The sequence below is a fragment of the Amphibacillus jilinensis Y1 genome, assembly GCF_000306965.1.
Classification (GTDB): domain Bacteria; phylum Bacillota; class Bacilli; order Bacillales; family Amphibacillaceae; genus Amphibacillus_C; species Amphibacillus_C jilinensis.
The window spans coordinates 1,213,127-1,232,618 of record NZ_JH976434.1; the positions used below are offsets into that span (position 1 = coordinate 1,213,127).

Consider the following 19,492-nt stretch of genomic DNA (forward strand, 5'->3'; position numbering starts at 1 on the left):
TATTTTCTAGAAAAAGACTTGATATGTTTTTATTTCATATGGGTCTATCACATCTTTAATACTTTCTTCTTCATGCCATTCGCCAATCGGTTCTTCCATTAAATTCACTTCTTGATAAGATTTGAATACATAGGGTGACTTTATTGCTATAGATCCACATTTCCCTTCAAATTCATGGATACGAATAATAATGGCAGCTCTATCTTCTGCTTTTTTAACTGCATCAACCATAATATGGTCATTGTGGACTTCAAATAATTGATTGCATTTTGCGGATGCTAATCCTTTAGTAGCCACCAATGGATTATTTAGTTCCCACGCTGTAAATACAGTCTGTCCTTGGCGCCAATCTCCTTCATGTGGATAAAGTGAGTAAGTAAAGGTATGCTCGCCAAGATCACTATCTGGATCTGGGTATGTGGCGCCTTTAAGTAGTGATAAACGCATCACATGATCTTTAATGTCGTAACCGTATTTCGAATCATTGATTAAGCTTACACCATAGCCAGCATCTGATAAATCAGCCCATTGATGTCCTACTGTTTCAAAGCGGGCCCAGTCCCAACTTGTATTCCAATGTGTTGGTCGCGTAACATTTCCAAATTGGATGTCGTATGTTGCCTCCCTGTGACGAACATTAACTGGAAAAGCTACTTTTAGGAAGCGTTGGCGCTCTTGCCAATCTACGTCTGTTTCAAAATCAAGGCGTCGATCATGCTTGTAAGCAACCATACGTTGTGTAATCACAGACTTGTTATAATGCCAAGTGAAAGAAATAATGATGCGTAAGTCGGTAGACTCAACGACCTCAACTGAACGAAGATCAGTAACGACTTCACCTTTTTCTTGATAAAAAATATCAATATCCCAAGCATCAAACATCAACGGCTTATCTTCAAATATTTGTAATGTATTACCTTTTTCATTTTCCTTTAATACGGAACGATTAGCCATCTTATCAAAAATCTTTATTAACTGACCTGTTTCATCCCAAGCAATATCATAAAACGGCGTTGATAAGCTCTGTTTATCAACACCAAAGGCAGCAGCTTCATCTATTGGTGATTTGCCTTTATGAAAAGCAATCGTTTTTGTACCGAAAATCGGGATATCTTCCGCATGTACCACCCATTTACCTTCTGAATACTGTGCATCAAGTAAGGCATTATTCTGATCTGTCCAGTAACCAGAAGGTTCATGTTCATCATAAATGTCAACAAGTGCATCTCTTACAAATGATGAACTATTATAGATAGTATAGGCTTGTGCATTTTTTTCAAGAAGATCGTTTTGTGCATCTTTTAATGAAGTAAGTGCAATTATTTCTGCTTCTTCATATTCGGCCTTTGCGTCTTGATATACTTCTTTAATTGAAGAGCCTGGAATAATATCATGGAATTGATTGCGTAAAATGGTTTTCCATCCTTTCGTTAACTGCGCGTTCGGATACCGATCGTACTGATTACGCTCAATCACTCGCCAAACATTTAACCACTCTGTATCACGGTAAAGTAGTTCGAGCTTACGGTTCATTTTTTTCATGTAAGCTTGAGAGGTATATGTTCCTCGGTGAAATTCTAAATAAAGCTCACCATCCCAGGTGTGCACATATTCATCGCTTTCATCTACAGTCTTGTGCAATTGGTCAAAGAAGTCCTTAGCACGCGAAGGCTTAATATGTGGTAACCCTGGCATTTTACCCATACTACGCTGAATCTCCAACATCGCACGGTTTACACCACCGCCACCATCGCCATAACCATATGATAGTAACAACTCGTTATTCAGTGGCTTATCTTTATATTCTTTCCACGTTTCTTGTAATACCTTTGGCTCCAAGTAGCCATTGTACGTGTAGTATCGAGATTCAGGCCAAGGCTCAATTGTCGTAATAAAGTGTGTCAAAATTTCACTTCCATCAATACCTCGCCACTTAAAGGTATCGTGAGGCATTCTGTTATACTGACTCCAACTAATTTTCGTTGTCATAAAGGAATCAATGCCTGATTTTTTCAGAATCTGTGGCAGGGCCCAGCTATAACCAAACACGTCTGGTAACCATAGGAACGTACTGTCCTTACCAAACTCATTTTTTAAGAAGCGTTTCCCAAGCATTATTTGACGAACGAGTGATTCTCCAGAAGGAATATTACAGTCAGACTCAAGCCACATTCCTCCATCAGTTTCCCAGCGTCCTTCTTCAATCCGTTCTCTGATTTCTTGGTAAAGTTCGGGGTAATCCTCTTTGATGTACTCATATAATTGCGGTTGACTTTGTAAGAATAAATATTCAGGATACGCTTCCATCAACCTCAATACAGTTGAAAAAGAACGGGCTGATTTCTCGCGCGTATGTTTAAGTTGCCATAACCACGCCACATCTATGTGTGTATGACCTACACTACGGTAAACAACATCACTCTGTTTACCGATGTCTTGAAGCCTTTTTTCTAATAATCCTTGAGCATCGTATAGCGAATCGTAAAATGCATCTGACCCTTTATTTAGCCAATTAACTTGTTTCAATGCATCATTTAATGCTCGGGTTAATTGTTGTTTAACGGGGGCATGGTCATCTAAGGTTTTTATCGTTTCAATAGCCGTCCAGGCATCAAAATAAAGTTGATCAACCTGATGGTCTAGATACGCTATTGCTGCCTGTTTGAATTGAAATTCTTGCTCGCGTGGTGTACCACCACCCTCCAAACCACTCCATAAACGAAAATCAAGCTTTAACACTTCACCAGCCATGTCTTTAAAGAAAACTTCTTTGTGATTTGAATCAACACCTTGATAAAGCTGATCATTGACAAATAACAAAGATTCAAATCCAGAATTGTTTCCTCCACCGGTTTGTCCAAAATCAAATAAACCAACAATGCGCTGGTTTTCCCACGCCTTTGGAACACTTACGGTCTGGGATAACCAAGCATATAAGTCACGTCCTTTCCAGTGATCGCCAAGCTTTACCGTAACAGTCTCAGCTGTTTCGCCGATCGGATATTGTCCAACATTTGCTTCTTTATCTTCAGTAAATCGCCAGCTTTCAATAGGTTTTATGTCCCGATAACGGTATGTATTTATCTCTTGAATCCGATTATTTAATTTATTAATTGTAAAAAACAACAGACATCCTCCTTTACTTAAGGATCAAGGCTCGAATATACACTTCCGAGCCTTGATTAACTTGACTATTATTAATTAATTTTGTGCCCAGCGATCATAAGCCTCTTGATGAATTTGAACGTATTCTTCAAGATTCATACTTTCAATTGTTTGTACATAATCATCCCAATTTGATAAGGGCTCAACACCGGTAATGAAGCGTGCTTCCATTTGTTCAACATATGAGTTTAAATCTTGTTGAATTGTATTGACAGTACTTTGCTCGTCATCAGTTAAATAAACCAGTGGGAATGGTGTTTCAGCATATGGCGTGATTTTTGCTTCAGTTTCTGAAAATATAAACAGTTCAAAGTCAGAGCGCGGTTCATTTTCAACTAAATCTCCTAACATTGGTGCTGTAATACCATAAGCTGGTGTCAATGTCGCCCGGTAGTCTTCAGAAGAGTCATAGCCTTCCGGCGGATCTAACGGAACGCGCATGCCATCTTCTTCCAATTCCCAAATATAACCTTCTGGCCCTTTATCAAAGAAGTCGCGCCCTTCTGTTGAATACCAGTAATCAATCCAACGCATCGTTGCTTCTGGATGTTCATTTAAACTTGTAATTGAGAAAGTACCACGTGAAATCCCTGGGTTACCTGGTACAATAAGTTCGGGTGATACATCGCTTGTTAATGGTTGGAACATTGGATTTTCAATTGCTTCTTCTTCACTTTGACCTGTTGTAAAGAATGAGAACCAGTCGGGGAATAGACCAATACGGTTTTCTTGCCCTTTTGCTTTCTTTTGTTCATCCGCTTGAGAGAATGTCTCTGGATCAAGTAATTCTTCTTCATATAATCGATTCATAAATTCTAAATATGCTTTATAGTTTTCGGATGATGGTGCATACCTTACTTCACCATCATGTTCCTCAATCCCCCACTCTTTCATACCAAAAGCAGCCATCAACCAAGCACGACTACTATTCATTTGAACATCCGTTAGAGGAATGGTGTCATCTTGTCCTGTATTATTTGGATCTTCATCCCTGAAACGAACAAGTAGATCATAGAACTCATCAACCGTTTTCGGCAATTCTTCAACACCTAGATTTTGTAGCCAATCTCCTTTATACCATAATGGACCACGTGGCCAGACGGCAGTTGGGTGATTATTGATAAATGGTAGTGAGTAGATGTTACCATCTGGTGTGGTTATTGAACGCTCAATCTCTGGGTTTTCATCCATTAATGCACGTAAGTTTGGTGCATATTCATCAATGAGATCGTTTAATGGTATTAATACACCTTGGCGTCCGTAGTCCACTTCCATACCAGGCGTTAAATTACCTGTACCTGCCGCAAAGATAATATCAGAAAGGTCCTGACTAGCAAACGCTAAGTTTAAACGCGTCTGAAAATCACTCATTGGTGGTGTAATATAGTCAAAATTAATATTTGTCATTTCTGAGTATTGCTGTAAAGTAACCATATTATCCCACTCTTCAATACCTGTACCTGGGGCCATTAAAGATAGCGTAATTTCTTCATCAACAATCGGAAAGCCTTCTTTATTTACACCTTCACTACCTGTTTCTTCATTGCTTGACGCATCATTTCCATTTACTGGTTCGTCATCAGAACCACATGCAACAATGGTCAATCCTATAAAAATGAGTACGAAAAACATCATTAATTTCTTCATCTTTTTACCCCTCTCAATCTGCTTTAAAGTGCATTTCACTATTTGTAAAAAGGTCTTACTTGAATATGTAATAATCACCTCCTTAACCACATACATTTTTTGTTTTATTCTTTAATCGAACCAATCATTACCCCTTTAACAAAGTACTTTTGCAAGAATGGATAAACGGCGATAATGGGTAATGTTGATACAATCATGACACCATATTTAATAATGGCAGCTAGTTGCTGCTGACTGTGAAGGAACTCAGCCACTTGACCTGACATGTTCAGATTGTTGGATGACATCTCTTGTAATACTAAAATTTCTCTTAAAACTAATTGAAGCGGATATAAGCTTCGATCGGATAAATAAATCAAAGCATTAAAGTAGCTGTTCCAATGGCCTACACCATAGAACAAAGCCATAACAGCAATTATTGGGGCTGATAGTGGAAGAATAATTTTGATGAATAATTTAAAGTTTGAGGCTCCATCAATTGTCGCTGCCTCTTCGAGCCCTCTAGGAATGGTTGACTGGAAATAAACACGTGTAATAATAATGTTCCATAATGCTACAGCATTTGGTAACACCATTGCCCACACTGTATCAATTAACCCTAAATTCCTAACAACTAAATATGTCGGAATAAGACCACCGTCAATAAACATAGTTAAAACAAACATGATCGTAAAGATACGACGACCATAAAAGTCTTTCCTTGATAATGCATATGCTGTAGGAATCGTAAAGACTAAGTTAATCATTGTACCGAACGCCGTGTAAAATATAGTCATGATGTAGCCCCGCCAAATAGCATCATTTTGCAATATAATTCGGTAACCTTCTAAAGTAACATTTTTCGGCCACAACCACATCTCTCCTGAGTTAACAGCTGCAGGGTCACTAATTGATGCGCTTATGATGTATATTAACGGGTAAAGTACAACGATTAATGCAAAGGTTAAAGCAAAGTAAACAAAACCCATAAACATTTTATCTGCTTTCGTTTCGTTAATTTTATTAATATCCACTATAACGCCCCCCTACCATAAGCTTGTCTCGCTTGTTTTCTTAGCAATATAGTTAACTGTAATTAGAAGTGCCGCATTAATTACAGCATTAAATAGACCAACTGCTGCCGCAAAGCTGTATTGAGTGTCTAATAAACCCGTTTCATAAACGAATGTTGCAATCACATTAGATGCAGATTTATTTAAAGGATTCTGTAGAAGTAAAATCTTTTCAAAACCCATTGCCATAATATTACCTAGGTTCATAATTAAAAGGATCGTCATGGTTGGAATAATAGTCGGTATATTAATGTAGAAAATACGTTGTAAACGTGTGGCCCCATCAATAATAGCTGCTTCATGTTGTTGTGGATCTACACCTGAGAGGGCTGATAAGTAAATGATCGTTCCCCATCCTGTACTTTGCCATACGCCTGAAAATACATAAACGGTTTTAAACCATTTGGGATCGCTCATAAATGAAATAGGTTCAAATCCAAGCAATTGAATAAAACTGTTTATAATACCTGTTGTTGGAGATAAAAATGCAATAATCATACCCGCAATGACAACTACCGAAATAAAATGCGGGGCATACGTTACGGTTTGAACCGTTCGCTTATAAACACTATCTTTAACCTCATTAAGCAGTAAAGCTAGTATAATCGGTAACGGAAAGCCTACAGCTAACTCGTAAATGCTAATACCTAATGTATTTTTAATTAGATCCCAAAAATAATAGGAATTAAAAAAACGAGTAAAATGTTCGAAACCTACCCATTCACTTCCAGTAAACCCTAATGTAGGAACGTAATCTTTAAATGCAATTTGAATCCCATACATTGGTATGTACTTAAATATTATGAAGTATAGAACGGTTGGCAAAATAAATAAGTATAGCTGCCAATTTTGTATTATCTTTCTGTTTTTCTTTTTTTTATTCCCAATAACCGTTGCTGGGGATATGGGTGGCACAACTTCTTTCATAATTAAAGCCTCCTAAACCTTTTTCGTTTTTCTTTTCCTTGCCTTTGCTTTTCTAATTTAAATGTAAGCGTATACAATAATTGTTGCAATATGTTGATTTTCTTTATTGTTCTTTTCCATCTAATACGCTTTTAAGAATTCACTAATAACAAGGGTTTCAAAAGGAATATCTGTGTTTTTTTTGACCAGTATGTAATAATAGAAAGCCCTTACAAATAACTTGATACATACTTTCTTATGATTTACAGGTGCAGGATTTTATAAAGACAAGAATTTGCCGATTCAACATATTGTACTCTATCCAATAGACTTATAGAGTTAAATAAAGGTTCTCTTTAAGCGTTTTCATTTATCACACACCCACCTCAAAATAGAGAACAGAGCTAAATCTATTTAGGCGGGTAAGATCATAGACTAAGACCGCCACATCTTTAAGAAGGATTACAGACTAAGACCGCCACGTCCTGTAGCCTTCCGCCCACAGATTGAAGGTTCGTTTTATCAAAGCATACAGAGGAGGTCATTTAAATTGACTAAAATAATTGGGATTGATATTGGAGGTACAAAAATTGCAATTGGATTAATATCCATTGAAGGAGAACTACTAGCTACAAAAACGATTCCAACTGATCAATCAATAAAACCAACAAGGATGATTGGACAAATTTATCAACACACCTTACAACTATTAGACAGAGCACATACTGCATTAAGTGAAATTTTAGGTATCGGAATTGGCGCTCCTGGACCTATTAATACAAAAAAAGGGTTGATTACTTACCCACCAAACTTACCACAATGGCGAAATGTACCTATCGTGGCTGAGATGAAAAAACATTTCAATCTCCCTATCTTTTTTGAAAATGATGCAAGTGCCGCTGCATTAGCTGAAAAGTGGCTTGGTGCAGGTCAGTCAGAATCTGATTTTATTTATTTAACCATTAGTACTGGCATTGGGGCAGGCATATATACAAACAATGCATTATTAACTGGTGCTAAAGGAAATGCTGGCGACTTTGGTCATACCGTCATAAACCCTGCATTTGGTCAATGTGTTTGTGGTCAACGAGGCTGTTTGGAGCACATTGCCTCTGGTACAGCTATTGCTAGGGAAGGATCGAAAATTGTTGGGAAACCATTAGCAACTAAAGAAGTCTTTTCATTATATCAGTCAAGCCATAACGAGATCATTTCTTATCTTGATTCAGTCTTTCAAACATTAGGTGCTGCTTGTGTCACCTTAATCAACACCTTTGAACCTAATAAAATCATTATTGGTGGGGGGGTTTCAAAAGTTGGCGACAGTTTATTTGATCCCATTCGTGACTATGTTCAACAATACACTTTAAATCCTGATAATCGTGAAACTGCCATCGTTCCTGCAGCACTTGAGCAGAATGCAGGTGTAATTGGTGCAGCTGCTCTAGTTCTACATACCAAGTAGAAGGAATACAGTGTTTAGTTCGCCTCTTTTGCTTTTACCTATATTTAAAGAGCGCATTTGAGGCGGGAATCAATTAATCAAAACTCGGATGTTACTTACCGACTGTATGACTATGATCAAACAGATGCTGATGAAAGTGTGCGGGGACTTCAGATCGAAGCATCACTAATGGTGAGGGTAACTTAATGATAGACCAGGAGTTGCACTATTAAAACGTTAAAATCGCACGAAAAATTTGAGAGCTTTGTATCACTTACAAGCTCATTGACATGAAAGTAGGGATCTACTAATGCAACGATTAAATAGATTTATTAAAAAATTATCACAATTAATTATTAGTGATTTTATTGAACTCGCATCATGGAAAAGTAAACGGTCAATATATATTCAACCAAGTCACTACTCTACCCTAAAAGATCACCTCTCCATTCAAACAGGTGATTATTTAATTAAATCTGGTGAAACATTATTTATGGAACAGGAAGTAAGGATACCTGAACATTGGGATCAAACCGATTTTGGTTTGCAATTAACGTTTGGAAATCCAGCTCAACGAACACTTCATGAAGCACTTGTATCTATAAACGGAAAGCCCTATCACGGTATTGATCGTAATCGTGATTATGTTCCTTTACCAAAAAGTGAGTCATCAACGATTCATTTATCTGTAGAGCTCTATCAACCCATTGCTCAAGCAAAAGACAACTTAAACGAACAGAACGAACCGGCAGAACATCATCCAGCCGATTTATATCTAATAAATAATAGACTCATCGCTAGAAATAAACCATTAGAAAAGCTTATTTTCTCACTTAAAACTTACTTAGAATCCATCGCTTTATTGCCTGAAAATCACATGACTAGAATAGAAATTTTTCAAGTGCTGGATCAATTTGCGAATCAAAATGAAAATATCGAAGCAAATAAATGGTCGGATTACGTTTTTATTAAAGAACAAACGGATCAACTCACAGCGCAATTGAAAGCATTAACTAAACCATCCAATGGAACCATTCATATGGTTGGACAATCTCATATTGACCTAGCATGGCTTTGGCCAGCAAAAGAAGCTGTTCGAAAATGCAGTCGTACGTTTTCAACGATGAGTACATTACTTGATAGAAACACTAATTTCACTTATGCCCAGAGTCAACCTAAAGCTTTTGCTGATATAAAAGAACATTTCCCTGATGTCTTTAATCGTGTTAAAGAGCATATTTCAAGTGGACGATTTGAATTGGTAGGTGGGATGTGGGTTGAACCAGATTTAAATATTCCTTCGGGAGAATCACTCGTACGTCAATTACTTTATGGACTCTCTTTCTATGAGACCGAATTTGGCATTAAACCACGCATTGAGTGGCTTCCTGACACTTTCGGTTATTGTGCATCACTACCACAAATCTTAAAAAAAGCCGATATGGAATATTTCATGACAACAAAGATGAATTGGAATGATACAAACAAATTTCCATATGACCTCTTTTACTGGGAAGGAATAGATGGATCACGTGTGCTTTCTTATTTAAATCATGGTATTAACGAATATACGCATCCAAAAGAAATCGCTGATCACTGGAAAAGTTATAAGCAAAAAGACGTTCATCCCGAACAAATGTTACTATACGGACATGGCGATGGAGGCGGTGGCGTAACGAAAGAAATGATTAGTTATCTAGACGTAACTGATACTTTACCTGAACTACCGAAAATAGTTAACAGTTCCGCACATCAATTTTTCGATAATATTAAAGAAGCTAAACCACAGCTTCCTTGTTGGACAGGTGATATGTATCTCGAATTACACCGCGGTACTTATACATCTCAAGCTTACAATAAAAAAGCAAACCGACAAGCAGAGCTTCTCTATAGAGAAGCAGAAATCTGGAGTACTTTCGCTATGCTTAATGGCTTACAGCCTGACTTTAAAACCTTATACGATCAATGGCGTCTATTGTTATTTAATCAATTCCACGATATTATCCCGGGAACGTCAATCCCACAGGTCTATGAGCAATCAACTATTGATTATAATCAGATTATCAGTGCTGGCAAGGCCATCAGACACCGAGCAATTGATTATCTTACCGCTCTCATTGATACTCGGAGTGATGGAAAACCATATGTTATCTTTAATAGTCTTTCATGGACGCGTGACGCAATGATAAAGATTAACGTTAATAAAGAACATCAGACCATTCAAGTTAAAGATAGTGAAGGACTGGTGTATACACACACTGTTCGTTCACTAGATCATGATCAAATAGAAATAACGATTAATGTAACAGATGTTCCCGCATTCGGCTATAAAGTTATTTATCTAGTTGAGAATCAGCATCGAAACGTTGCTAGTGAGGAAATGATTTCATTTAATGGAGATTGGGAAACCCCTTTCTATCGTGTTAAATGGAATCAAGACGGTGAAATCGTTTCATTAATTGATAAAGAGGCTAACCGTGAATTAGTTCAAGAAGGTAAAACGATGAATTCATTTCAACTTTACCATGATCGGCCTCTTTATTGGGATGCTTGGGATATTGATCCTGAGTACGATTCATATCCAATCGATTCAGTGAAATTAGAAAATGTTATCGTTAAACAAAGTTCAGAATTAGAAGATATTATTACATTTTCGTATGCGTTCGAACATTCAACGATGACTCAAGATATCATTTTTTCACATGTAAATAAACGCATAGATTTTAGAACCGATGTGGATTGGAACGAAGAGCATAAATTACTAAAAGTAGCTTTCCCAGTTAACATTTATACACAGAAAGCAACTTATGAAATTCCGTTTGGTACAATTGAACGGCCAACGCATAAGAATACCAGTTGGGAACAAGCGCAATTTGAAGTATGTGGTCATCGCTTTGCTGACTTATCAGACACAAATTATGGGATAAGCTTACTTAACGACTCTAAGTATGGTTACGATATAAAAGATCGAACCATTCGACTATCATTGCTGCGTGCACCAAAATGGCCAGATCCTAATTCAGATATTGGTAAACATGCTTTTACTTATTCACTTTATCCGCATGAAAATGACTGGAAATCAGGATTAACTGTCAGAGCAGGACATGAGCTTAATCAACCTGTAGTGATTAAATCGACGGAATCCCATGTTGGAAGTTTACCATCAAAAGGTTCGTTTATTGAGGTGGATACTGAGCATGTAGTTGTAGATACAGTTAAACCAGCTGAAAATTCACAAGGTGTTGTCGTTCGTTGCTATGAATCAACAGGGGGGCGCAACAAATTAACAATACAGCCGAACTTTAATGTTAACCAAGTTTATGAGACTAATTTACTTGAAGAACATCCTGAATATATCGGTATGAAGGCTAATCAATTAACTGTAGAGGTAAACCCTTATGAAATAAAAACCTATTACTTCACGTTGAAGGAGGAACAAAAATGACCCTCTTTCTTGATAAATCTTATCCGACAAAAATACGTGTTGAACATTTACTAAAACAAATGACCTTAAAAGAAAAGGTAGGGCAGCTTAATCAGCATTTATATGGCTGGCAATGTTACAAAAAGTATGACTCCACATTTGAATTGACAAATCTTTTTAAAAATGAAGTAGCGAAATGGGGAGGAATTGGGGCTCTATATGGTTTATTTAGAGCAGATCCATGGTCTAAAAAGACTTACAAGAATGGGATTAATGCTTTAGACAGTCCAAAAGTGGCCAATAAAATACAGGACTATATAGAAAAGCATACGCGATTAAAAATACCTGCCTTACTTTCAGAAGAGTGCCCACACGGACATCAGGCCCTAGATGGCACTGTCATTCCAACTAATATTGGTAGTGGCTCAACTTGGAATCCAGAACTCATGCAAGATATTTATTCGGATATTGCTAGAGAGATTAGAAAGCGCGGGGCACATCTGGGGCTGATTTCAACTCTTGATATTGCAAGAGACCCGAGATGGGGACGGACGGAAGAATCTTTTGGTGAAGACCCTTGTTTAGCTGCTAAAATGACAGAAGCTGCTGTTAAAGGTTTTCAAGGCACGCACTCAGAGAGTCTATCTTCAATGCATCAAATTGGGGCTGTCTTAAAACATTTTAGCGCTCAAGGATCGGGAGAAGGTGGCATTAATGCAGCACCAGCTTCAATCGGCTTACGCGAATTACATGACATTCATTTACCTGGTATGAAAGCTGGTAGTAAAGCTGGGGCAGTAGGATGTATGGCTGCTTATAATGAAATTGATGGTATCCCATGTCATGCAAGTGAATATCTTCTTAATGATGTTTTACGAAAACAGCTGGGTTTTAATGGTGTTGTAATGGCAGACGGTGTTGCGATTGATCGGCTAAATATATTAACTGGAAGCTTTGAAAAGTCAGCTACGACAGCTCTAAAAGCAGGCGTTGATCTAAGTTTATGGGATACAAGCTTTACAAGATTAGAAGATGCCGTGAAAGCTCATTTACTCGATGAAAGGGTTATAGACAAAGCTGTTAGTCGCATTTTAACATTAAAGTTTGAGTTTGGGTTATTTGAAAGCCGTTATATCGATGAACCTATCTCTATTGAAACAGTCATTCACCCAAAAACCAAAGATAAAAATTTAAAAGTGGCTGAAGAATCACTCGTCTTACTGAAAAACAATGATATTTTACCACTTGACTCATCAATAAAGAACATTGCTTTAATTGGACCAAATGCAGATTCAGTATATAACTTGCTTGGTGATTACACAGCCACTCAACAAGATGGAAAAGTTAAATCCATTTATGAAGCACTTCAAATAGCTAACCCTAAGGCAACCATTACTTATAGTAAAGGGTGTGGCATTTTAGATCAAAGTAAAGATGGTTTTACAGAAGCATTAGCTGCAGCAGAAGCCGCCGATTTAGTGATCTTAGCTGTTGGTGGAAGTAGTTCTAGAGATTTTAATCTTACTTTCGATAAAAATGGGGCAGCACTTCCTAACGATCAACCGGTTGATATGGACTGCGGTGAAGGAATGGATGTCGCTGATTTAAGGCTAGGGGGGGTTCAAGAGGAATTAATAGAAGCAATTAAAAAACTAAATAAACCTACTGTTGGCCTTCTTGTCCAAGGGAGACCCTACGCTGTAGAGGGATTGAGTACAGCATGTGATGCGCTTCTCTGCTGTTGGTATCCTGGTGCAGAAGGGGGAGAAGCCATCGCCCGTACGTTATTAGGTCATAATGTTCCGAGCGGGAAGTTGCCTATTTCCATTCCCCGCTCCACAAGTCAACTTCCTGTGTACTACAATAAAAAAGACTTGGGACAGCAGTTGCATTATCATGATATAACGACTTCTCCACTCTATCCATTTGGTTATGGATTAAGTTACACAACATTTAAGCTACGCATCGATGAAATCTCAAATGAAAGTATATCCATTAGAGAATTAGAGCAAGGCAACAAGGTCTTCATCAAAACGTCGATTGAAAACATTGGTAAAGTAAGTGGATCAGAGGTAATTCAACTATATAGACATGATCAACAATCAAGTATTACACCGCGAATAAAAGAATTAAAAGCATTTAAAAAAATATTTTTAAAACCTTCAGAGAAAATAACATATACCTTCACTTTAGATAAAGAAGATATGTGCACATGGAACAAGGACCTTGCCTATGTTTTAGAACCAAAAGTAATTCAATGGTATGTCGGCAATAGCTCTTTAGCAAGTCAAAGCGTATTATTAACGATATATTAAACTGTATAAACGCATAAATCGTACAATCGTTTATCTCAAGTAGCAATGTTCTTGCTGTATAGGATAACTGTGTACGTAAGAATAATGGTTACAATATTAGCGTTTTATTATGCAATAGATTGGATGGATTGAATTTGGTATTTAACTCGACTTAATCCATCCAACTTCTTGTTTATATGCCCACTATCCATCACGCGCATCGGCACGTCCAGGACATTGCCAGCGAAGGCGGGGTGAACTTGACGGTTGCCAAGCCTTGAAAGGAAATTTAGCCCATCAAGGTAAATGTTTAAAGTAACGTTTTTATTTTTTACTATCGCTTTTCCATATACTTTTTCCGTCAGTTAAAAATATTGCACTTGGGGGATCATCATAGAGAGAAATTTCAATCAATGAACCTTTTTCTTGTGTTAACCAATTATATAAACTGCTTTTGTTATTACTAGGATGAGATAAAATTTCACTTACTCTAAATACAACTGCATCATATTCTGTATAATTTATATCTCCCTCATCTAATCCATTGTCTGTTTCGAAAACTGTATCTAATTCGCCAATAATCCTTAGTCCATTTTTCCATTCTAGTATCATGTCACTATCTTCATAATTTATTAATGTTTCTATTAAAGCGTCATAACCCATATGCACTCTCTTTTCTTTTGTTTTTATGGTCTTGATGGTACTATATGCGATCCGCCTTTTCCATAATGAATCATTCCTCTAGTAGTTTCAAGGTATTCACCAGTATCACGATAATAGTATTTTCCAATTAACTTATCAAATTCTAATCTTTCTTTTTTACCGTTTGGCAGCGTTATCAAAGTGCATTGCAAAATCCTTTGTCTTCTTATAGTTAGCACAAAATAACTAAACCGCAATCTTGAGTAGAAATGAAATTTTTGTTAATATTATTAACTATATGGAATTGTTATTGAAAAAATGTACATTAGTTTTTTAAATTGTAATGTCAATTGGTTTGAATATCTGAAAAACCGCTAAACATAAGGAGTGTAGGATGGACAATACTTTAGTAATAATTGCTCTAGCAATAGTTTCAGCTTCTTCAAGAGGGATTATAAGCGTTATCGATAGGTACCAAATTGGAATTAAAAAAAATTCAGTAATAGATGTTAATCTATATAATAATTTGTATACTATTTCGTTAGTTTTTATCATTAGTCTTTATTTTCCTATAGGAGATATATTCACAGACTATAAAGTATATATTTATAGTTTGATAGTCCAATTCGTGGCAATGGGATACTCCTATCTATTTAAAAATATGACAATCTTCGAATCAGCTATTGCTGCAAAAACAGCCGACGTGTTTATTCCCATAGCCGTTTTTCTAGCAACAGGTGTATTTGAAATTTCTACATACCTGATTTCTATACTTACTACGTTAATGGTATATTTTTGGTTAAAAAATTCTTCTAAGGACATAAATAAATATTTACTTGGTATAGTTGTCATTGTTCCATTATTAGTCATTCAATCATTTTTATCGCCTATTTTAGTTTCAGAATACAGGGGAGATCCATATTTAGTCATTGGTTTTACTATAGTAACTTTATATATAAGATTTTTTATCTCTTTTGTCTTATTCTTATTTACAAATAAATTTACAAAATCTAATATTTCTTTCAATTTTAAAGCGGCCTCCCTATATATTGGTAGAGGTTTTCTAACCATTATTGCTCAACTCACGTTCGTAATAGTAACAGCAAGTAATGCTGCTTCTTTAGGATGGATATTTTTAAATATGACCTCATTCTACGGCGTTATCTATTCTTCTATCTTCTTGAAAGAAAAAGTCTTAAAAAAAGATTTTTTATTTATCTGTGCTATTACAGCTATAGTGGTAATTAAAGAATTGCTTAGTTAAGGTATACTTGAGCTTCGCAATTCTAAGCAACTCTATAAATGACACGCATCCAAACCCTTTATACTCATCCATTTGTTGTATGATGAAACGGATAATGAAGATGATTACTCATTTTCAATACCCGCTTCTGACAACAATATTCCACCTTATTTACATCATTTTTTGCCTCTACTTATGGTACGGTTCATCGTACCGGTTTGTAGGGTGAAATTGTAACAAATAAAATATAGGGTTGTAAAAATTTATACGCTTCTCATGTTTTTAGCTTTGTCAAAAAATAAAATTATTACGTAAAGTAATCAGTCTTGGAATCTGCAAAAATTCTGATTCTACTCCTGAAATTTCCCCATTCCTATTATGCCTTTTAGTACTAGTACATAAAACGCAGACTTTTTTTGCTCTTGTGATACCAACATAATGCAAATTCAAATCTTGAATAGGACTACTGTATTCACCATTGTATGAAGATGGCATAATGTACTTATATAAATCTAGATGGAATACAATATCAAATTCTAGCCCCTTAGATTTATGTAATGTCATAATTTGAACTTGATTAGTATTTGCAGGTTTAAATTTTTCTAACAAATCATTATCTGCTAATATTTTCTGAAGTATATTTACAGAATTCGTATTAACTGCATTAGGATATATTAGACTGGAAATTTCTATAAATTTATCTATTAGGTGCAATGGCTCTTTATAATCGTTCAAATCTTCAACATCGCGTAGTAACTTAATTAATCTTTTTGCTTTACCAAACTGTAGTTCAATATTTAAATATTGTTCAATAAACTCATACTTGGTAGATCTTTTATTGAAAATGAAATTTAATACGTTATCAAAAAGGTTCCCCCATAAACTTGAATCATTATCAAAAGGGGTTCCACTAAAAAATTTGTGGTTAAGAGTTAATTCTTCATTAATAAGACTTCCCGTCCGATTACCTCTTACTAATATACCTACTTTATTAAAATCATCTACATCAAACATTGATATAGTTTTTGGTATTGCATTATCTAGCCATCTAGCTATATCAATCTCATTACCTATTATTTTTTTTCTATACATTCTGCTTTCGTTTGTCTGAATGATATCATTAAATTCTCTAGAAATTAATTTCATTGAGTAATTAATAATTGATTGATGACATCTATGGTTTTTGGTAATATGGAAAGGTTTAAACCTTTTATTTTGCGCAAGTTCAATTAGGTATTCAGATGATTTATCAGCAAAGCCAAATATTGATTGATTTATATCCCCTACTGCAATTCCAATTAAACCTAAATTATTTAACTCTATAAATAATTTATGTTGGTCTCTCCCGGAATCTTGATATTCGTCTATGACAATGTGACTATATCTTGCACTTAAGTATCTTTTACAGGCCATTGAGTTTAACAACACTTCCATTGCTAATTCTGATACAGATTCTAATATTACATAACCTTCTGAGTATAACCACTTTAAAGTCTTCATGTTTTTATTAAACCAGGACTTCAGGTCATCCGCTCCACCGTACTCAATGTACTTTTTAAACAGTGGGTGATCTTTATCAATGATTTCTAATTCCTTTTTAGGCTTGCTAAATAAATGTCGTCCAAAAGGTAATATTATCTCTGAAATATAAAATTTGTCCATTGTACCAAAAAAGGTTCCTTTTTTATCTATACCGCCGTTCATACATCTTTTTTCAAGCTCACGACTTGCTTTACCCGTAAAGGATATTGCAATTACCCCCTTATAAATTGGTGATTCAGCTAAAATGTTTGTTATTTTATTTACTAATGTAAAAGTCTTACCACTTCCAGGTTGTGCTATGACTACTGTGTTGCTGTTATAATCAATAATTTTTTGTTGTTCTTCAGTTGGAACCATTATAAAGACCCTCCGCATATTCTTTACATCGCCATAAAGGATCTGCTATATATGAATCCCTAAGAACACTCAACTTTCCTTGGTTTGTTAATAAGAAATTAAACATAGAAGTTGCTTTACTTTTTTGCATTGCTTTAATAATACTTTCATCATCATCTTCTTTGTAATAATCATATAGAATGGGGCGAATTTGTGAGTCAATCAAGTCATATTCAAGATCTCTATTTGACAAATAAATGTCATGTTCCATTAGATGCCTTTTAAATCTAGCAATAGTATCTAGTTCATCTATAGTTAAATTTTCCCTGTCATTTGTTCCAATAAGAGTCTCCTTCTTTTCATCAATTAATTTATCCATTTCAGAGTTTCTTTCCCAATAGTTCTGATATATTTTTATCCCCCTTAGCACCCCTGAAAACAGATAATAATCCTTTTTTGGTACTTTGAATATGTCATTATCAGTTCTTATAACCCGGTTAATATCAAGGTTATTTAATACGTCTATATAAGGTTCAAAACCTACACCGTCGACCATTAATATACTAATATTATATTTGTCTAAATCAATGCCTAAATCTATTGCTAATGCCTTATAAAATAATACTTCTGACGGGCCCTCAACTAAAAAAACGACATTTGAATAGAAAACTTCTGATGATATAACATTTAATCTAAACCCAAAATTAACTAAAGATTGTTCTGTCAGCTCACTACATCCATCGTTTGCCGCGAGTGTCTCATTATCCTGATAGTTAAGACGTACTATTGAACTAGGGAAAAATTCGCTAGCAATTTGTGGGGAATGAGAAGTTATTATAGCTTGACCCCCTAAAGATTCCACCAAATATTTGGATAGTCTTCTTTGTTGGTGAGGATGTAAATGTGCCTCTGGCTCTTCAATACAGCTAATAGTTACTTCAAAAGGCACTTCATCTTCTATCCTATTTTTAAAAGTTCTTAAGGCAAGATAAATTTGATTATTCCTTCCATCTCCCCCTACTGCAAGACTCTTCTCATTTATTCTTGAAACCAACTCCAAATTATTAATAAAATCATTTACATCCGTTCCACCTACATCAAATTTAATACTATTATTTATATGATGGATTGATAGATTCATCAGCTCTTTATTTAGATTATCAGTCGCACTATTAATATAGGATAATTGGGAAAGACGCTCATTTAATATATCGATGGACTTTTCAATCTTCCTAGTAATTTTTTCATCTTTTTCTGTAACCTCTTCTAGTCTTTGCTTTTTTGCTTCAAGTAATAAATTCTTTTTCTCTTTCCTAATATAAGAAAATAATTCTCTGCTGCTCTCTATATAGTCCATATTCAATACTCTTAAATAGTATCTAGATTCAATTTCTTGTAAATCTGTTTCTGTGTGACCTATTAATAGCTGATAATCCTTCTCGCCTGTTTCTTTACGAACACCTTTATATGCTAAATATAATTCGCCCTTTTCACTTACATATTTACCTATTTTACCTAAGACACAATCTTCGGTAACATCTATAAATTTTAGTAATATGAAGATGTTATGTGTTTTACTATGTATGTAGAAATCTGAATCCTTTGGCTCCAAATCCGCTTCGGATATTTTCTTATCCAGTAAAAGTCTCATAGAATATATCAAGTTTGATTTCCCTACATCATTTGCACCGATTACTAACGATTTTTCGTTAAAATTGATATTCGCACATTTAAAATTTCTAAAGCCTTCAATATAAACTTTTGATATATGCACAATTAATCCGCCTTTCTTCAAAA

12 protein-coding genes are annotated in these 19,492 nt (G+C 35.5%); 4 read left to right on the forward strand and 8 right to left on the reverse strand.

The features are described 5' to 3' along the window. Positions 1-6 precede the first annotated feature (6 nt). The 4 genes from B494_RS0106130 to B494_RS0106145 all read right to left on the reverse strand — a co-directional run bounded on the left by B494_RS0106130 (position 7) and on the right by B494_RS0106145 (position 6,791). The gene (locus B494_RS0106130; protein WP_017471499.1) at positions 7-3,126 is read right to left on the reverse strand and encodes an alpha-mannosidase; all 3,120 of its coding nucleotides are present in this window, start codon (positions 3,124-3,126) and stop codon (positions 7-9) included. 75 nt (positions 3,127-3,201) lie between these two features. Further along, positions 3,202-4,812, reverse strand: coding sequence for an extracellular solute-binding protein (locus tag B494_RS0106135; RefSeq protein ID WP_017471500.1), 1,611 nt, complete (start codon positions 4,810-4,812; stop codon positions 3,202-3,204). 104 nt (positions 4,813-4,916) lie between these two features. Continuing rightward, positions 4,917-5,825, reverse strand: a complete 909-nt coding sequence (locus B494_RS0106140; protein ID WP_017471501.1) for a carbohydrate ABC transporter permease — start codon at positions 5,823-5,825, stop codon at positions 4,917-4,919. A 12-nt stretch (positions 5,826-5,837) separates the two neighbouring features. Next, a complete protein-coding gene (locus tag B494_RS0106145; protein WP_017471502.1) occupies positions 5,838-6,791 on the reverse strand; it encodes an ABC transporter permease in 954 nt (317 codons plus the stop codon). Between the two features lie 529 nt (positions 6,792-7,320). Between B494_RS0106145 and B494_RS0106150 the strand changes: the two genes are divergently transcribed. The 3 genes from B494_RS0106150 to B494_RS0106160 all read left to right on the forward strand — a co-directional run bounded on the left by B494_RS0106150 (position 7,321) and on the right by B494_RS0106160 (position 13,953). Then, positions 7,321-8,235 (forward strand): ROK family protein, encoded by a 915-nt coding sequence (locus tag B494_RS0106150; RefSeq protein WP_017471503.1) that lies wholly within the window; start codon positions 7,321-7,323, stop codon positions 8,233-8,235. A gap of 289 nt (positions 8,236-8,524) precedes the next feature. Next, a complete protein-coding gene (locus tag B494_RS0106155) occupies positions 8,525-11,659 on the forward strand; it encodes an alpha-mannosidase (protein ID WP_017471504.1) in 3,135 nt (1,044 codons plus the stop codon). Then, on the forward strand, positions 11,656-13,953 hold the full coding sequence (locus B494_RS0106160; RefSeq protein WP_017471505.1) for a glycoside hydrolase family 3 N-terminal domain-containing protein: 2,298 nt from the start codon (positions 11,656-11,658) through the stop codon (positions 13,951-13,953). The genes B494_RS0106155 and B494_RS0106160 overlap by 4 nt, the downstream gene beginning before the upstream one ends. A 303-nt stretch (positions 13,954-14,256) precedes the next feature. Here B494_RS0106160 and B494_RS0106165 read toward each other — a convergent pair whose 3' ends face one another. Both B494_RS0106165 and B494_RS20480 read right to left on the reverse strand, forming a co-directional pair. After that, positions 14,257-14,595, reverse strand: a complete 339-nt coding sequence (locus tag B494_RS0106165; protein ID WP_017471506.1) for a hypothetical protein — start codon at positions 14,593-14,595, stop codon at positions 14,257-14,259. A 23-nt stretch (positions 14,596-14,618) separates the two neighbouring features. Further along, a complete protein-coding gene (locus B494_RS20480; protein ID WP_241211393.1) occupies positions 14,619-14,813 on the reverse strand; it encodes a polymorphic toxin type 50 domain-containing protein in 195 nt (64 codons plus the stop codon). Positions 14,814-14,968: 155 nt separating this feature from the next. Here B494_RS20480 and B494_RS0106170 point away from each other — a divergent pair, with 155 nt between their 5' ends. After that, entirely contained in the window at positions 14,969-15,838 is an 870-nt protein-coding gene (locus B494_RS0106170) for a hypothetical protein (RefSeq protein WP_017471507.1), read from the forward strand. Between the two features lie 270 nt (positions 15,839-16,108). Here B494_RS0106170 and B494_RS0106175 read toward each other — a convergent pair whose 3' ends face one another. Both B494_RS0106175 and B494_RS0106180 read right to left on the reverse strand, forming a co-directional pair. Then, positions 16,109-17,716 carry a 3'-5' exonuclease gene (locus tag B494_RS0106175; RefSeq protein ID WP_017471508.1) on the reverse strand — a complete coding sequence of 536 codons (1,608 nt, stop codon included), beginning with the start codon at positions 17,714-17,716 and terminating at the stop codon, positions 16,109-16,111. Then, positions 17,703-19,469, reverse strand: a complete 1,767-nt coding sequence (locus B494_RS0106180; protein ID WP_017471509.1) for an ATP-dependent nuclease — start codon at positions 19,467-19,469, stop codon at positions 17,703-17,705. Before B494_RS0106180 ends, B494_RS0106175 begins: the two co-directional genes overlap by 14 nt. Between the last annotated feature and the right edge of the window lie 23 nt (positions 19,470-19,492).

Coding starts and splice junctions, on each gene's coding strand:
- B494_RS0106165 (WP_017471506.1), bottom strand. CDS start 14,595: ATGGGTTATGACGCTTTAATAGAAACATTAATAAATTATGAAGATAGT.
- B494_RS0106155 (WP_017471504.1), top strand. CDS start 8,525: ATGCAACGATTAAATAGATTTATTAAAAAATTATCACAATTAATTATT.
- B494_RS0106160 (WP_017471505.1), top strand. CDS start 11,656: ATGACCCTCTTTCTTGATAAATCTTATCCGACAAAAATACGTGTTGAA.
- B494_RS0106175 (WP_017471508.1), bottom strand. CDS start 17,716: ATGGTTCCAACTGAAGAACAACAAAAAATTATTGATTATAACAGCAAC.
- B494_RS0106145 (WP_017471502.1), bottom strand. CDS start 6,791: ATGAAAGAAGTTGTGCCACCCATATCCCCAGCAACGGTTATTGGGAAT.
- B494_RS0106170 (WP_017471507.1), top strand. CDS start 14,969: ATGGACAATACTTTAGTAATAATTGCTCTAGCAATAGTTTCAGCTTCT.
- B494_RS0106135 (WP_017471500.1), bottom strand. CDS start 4,812: ATGAAGAAATTAATGATGTTTTTCGTACTCATTTTTATAGGATTGACC.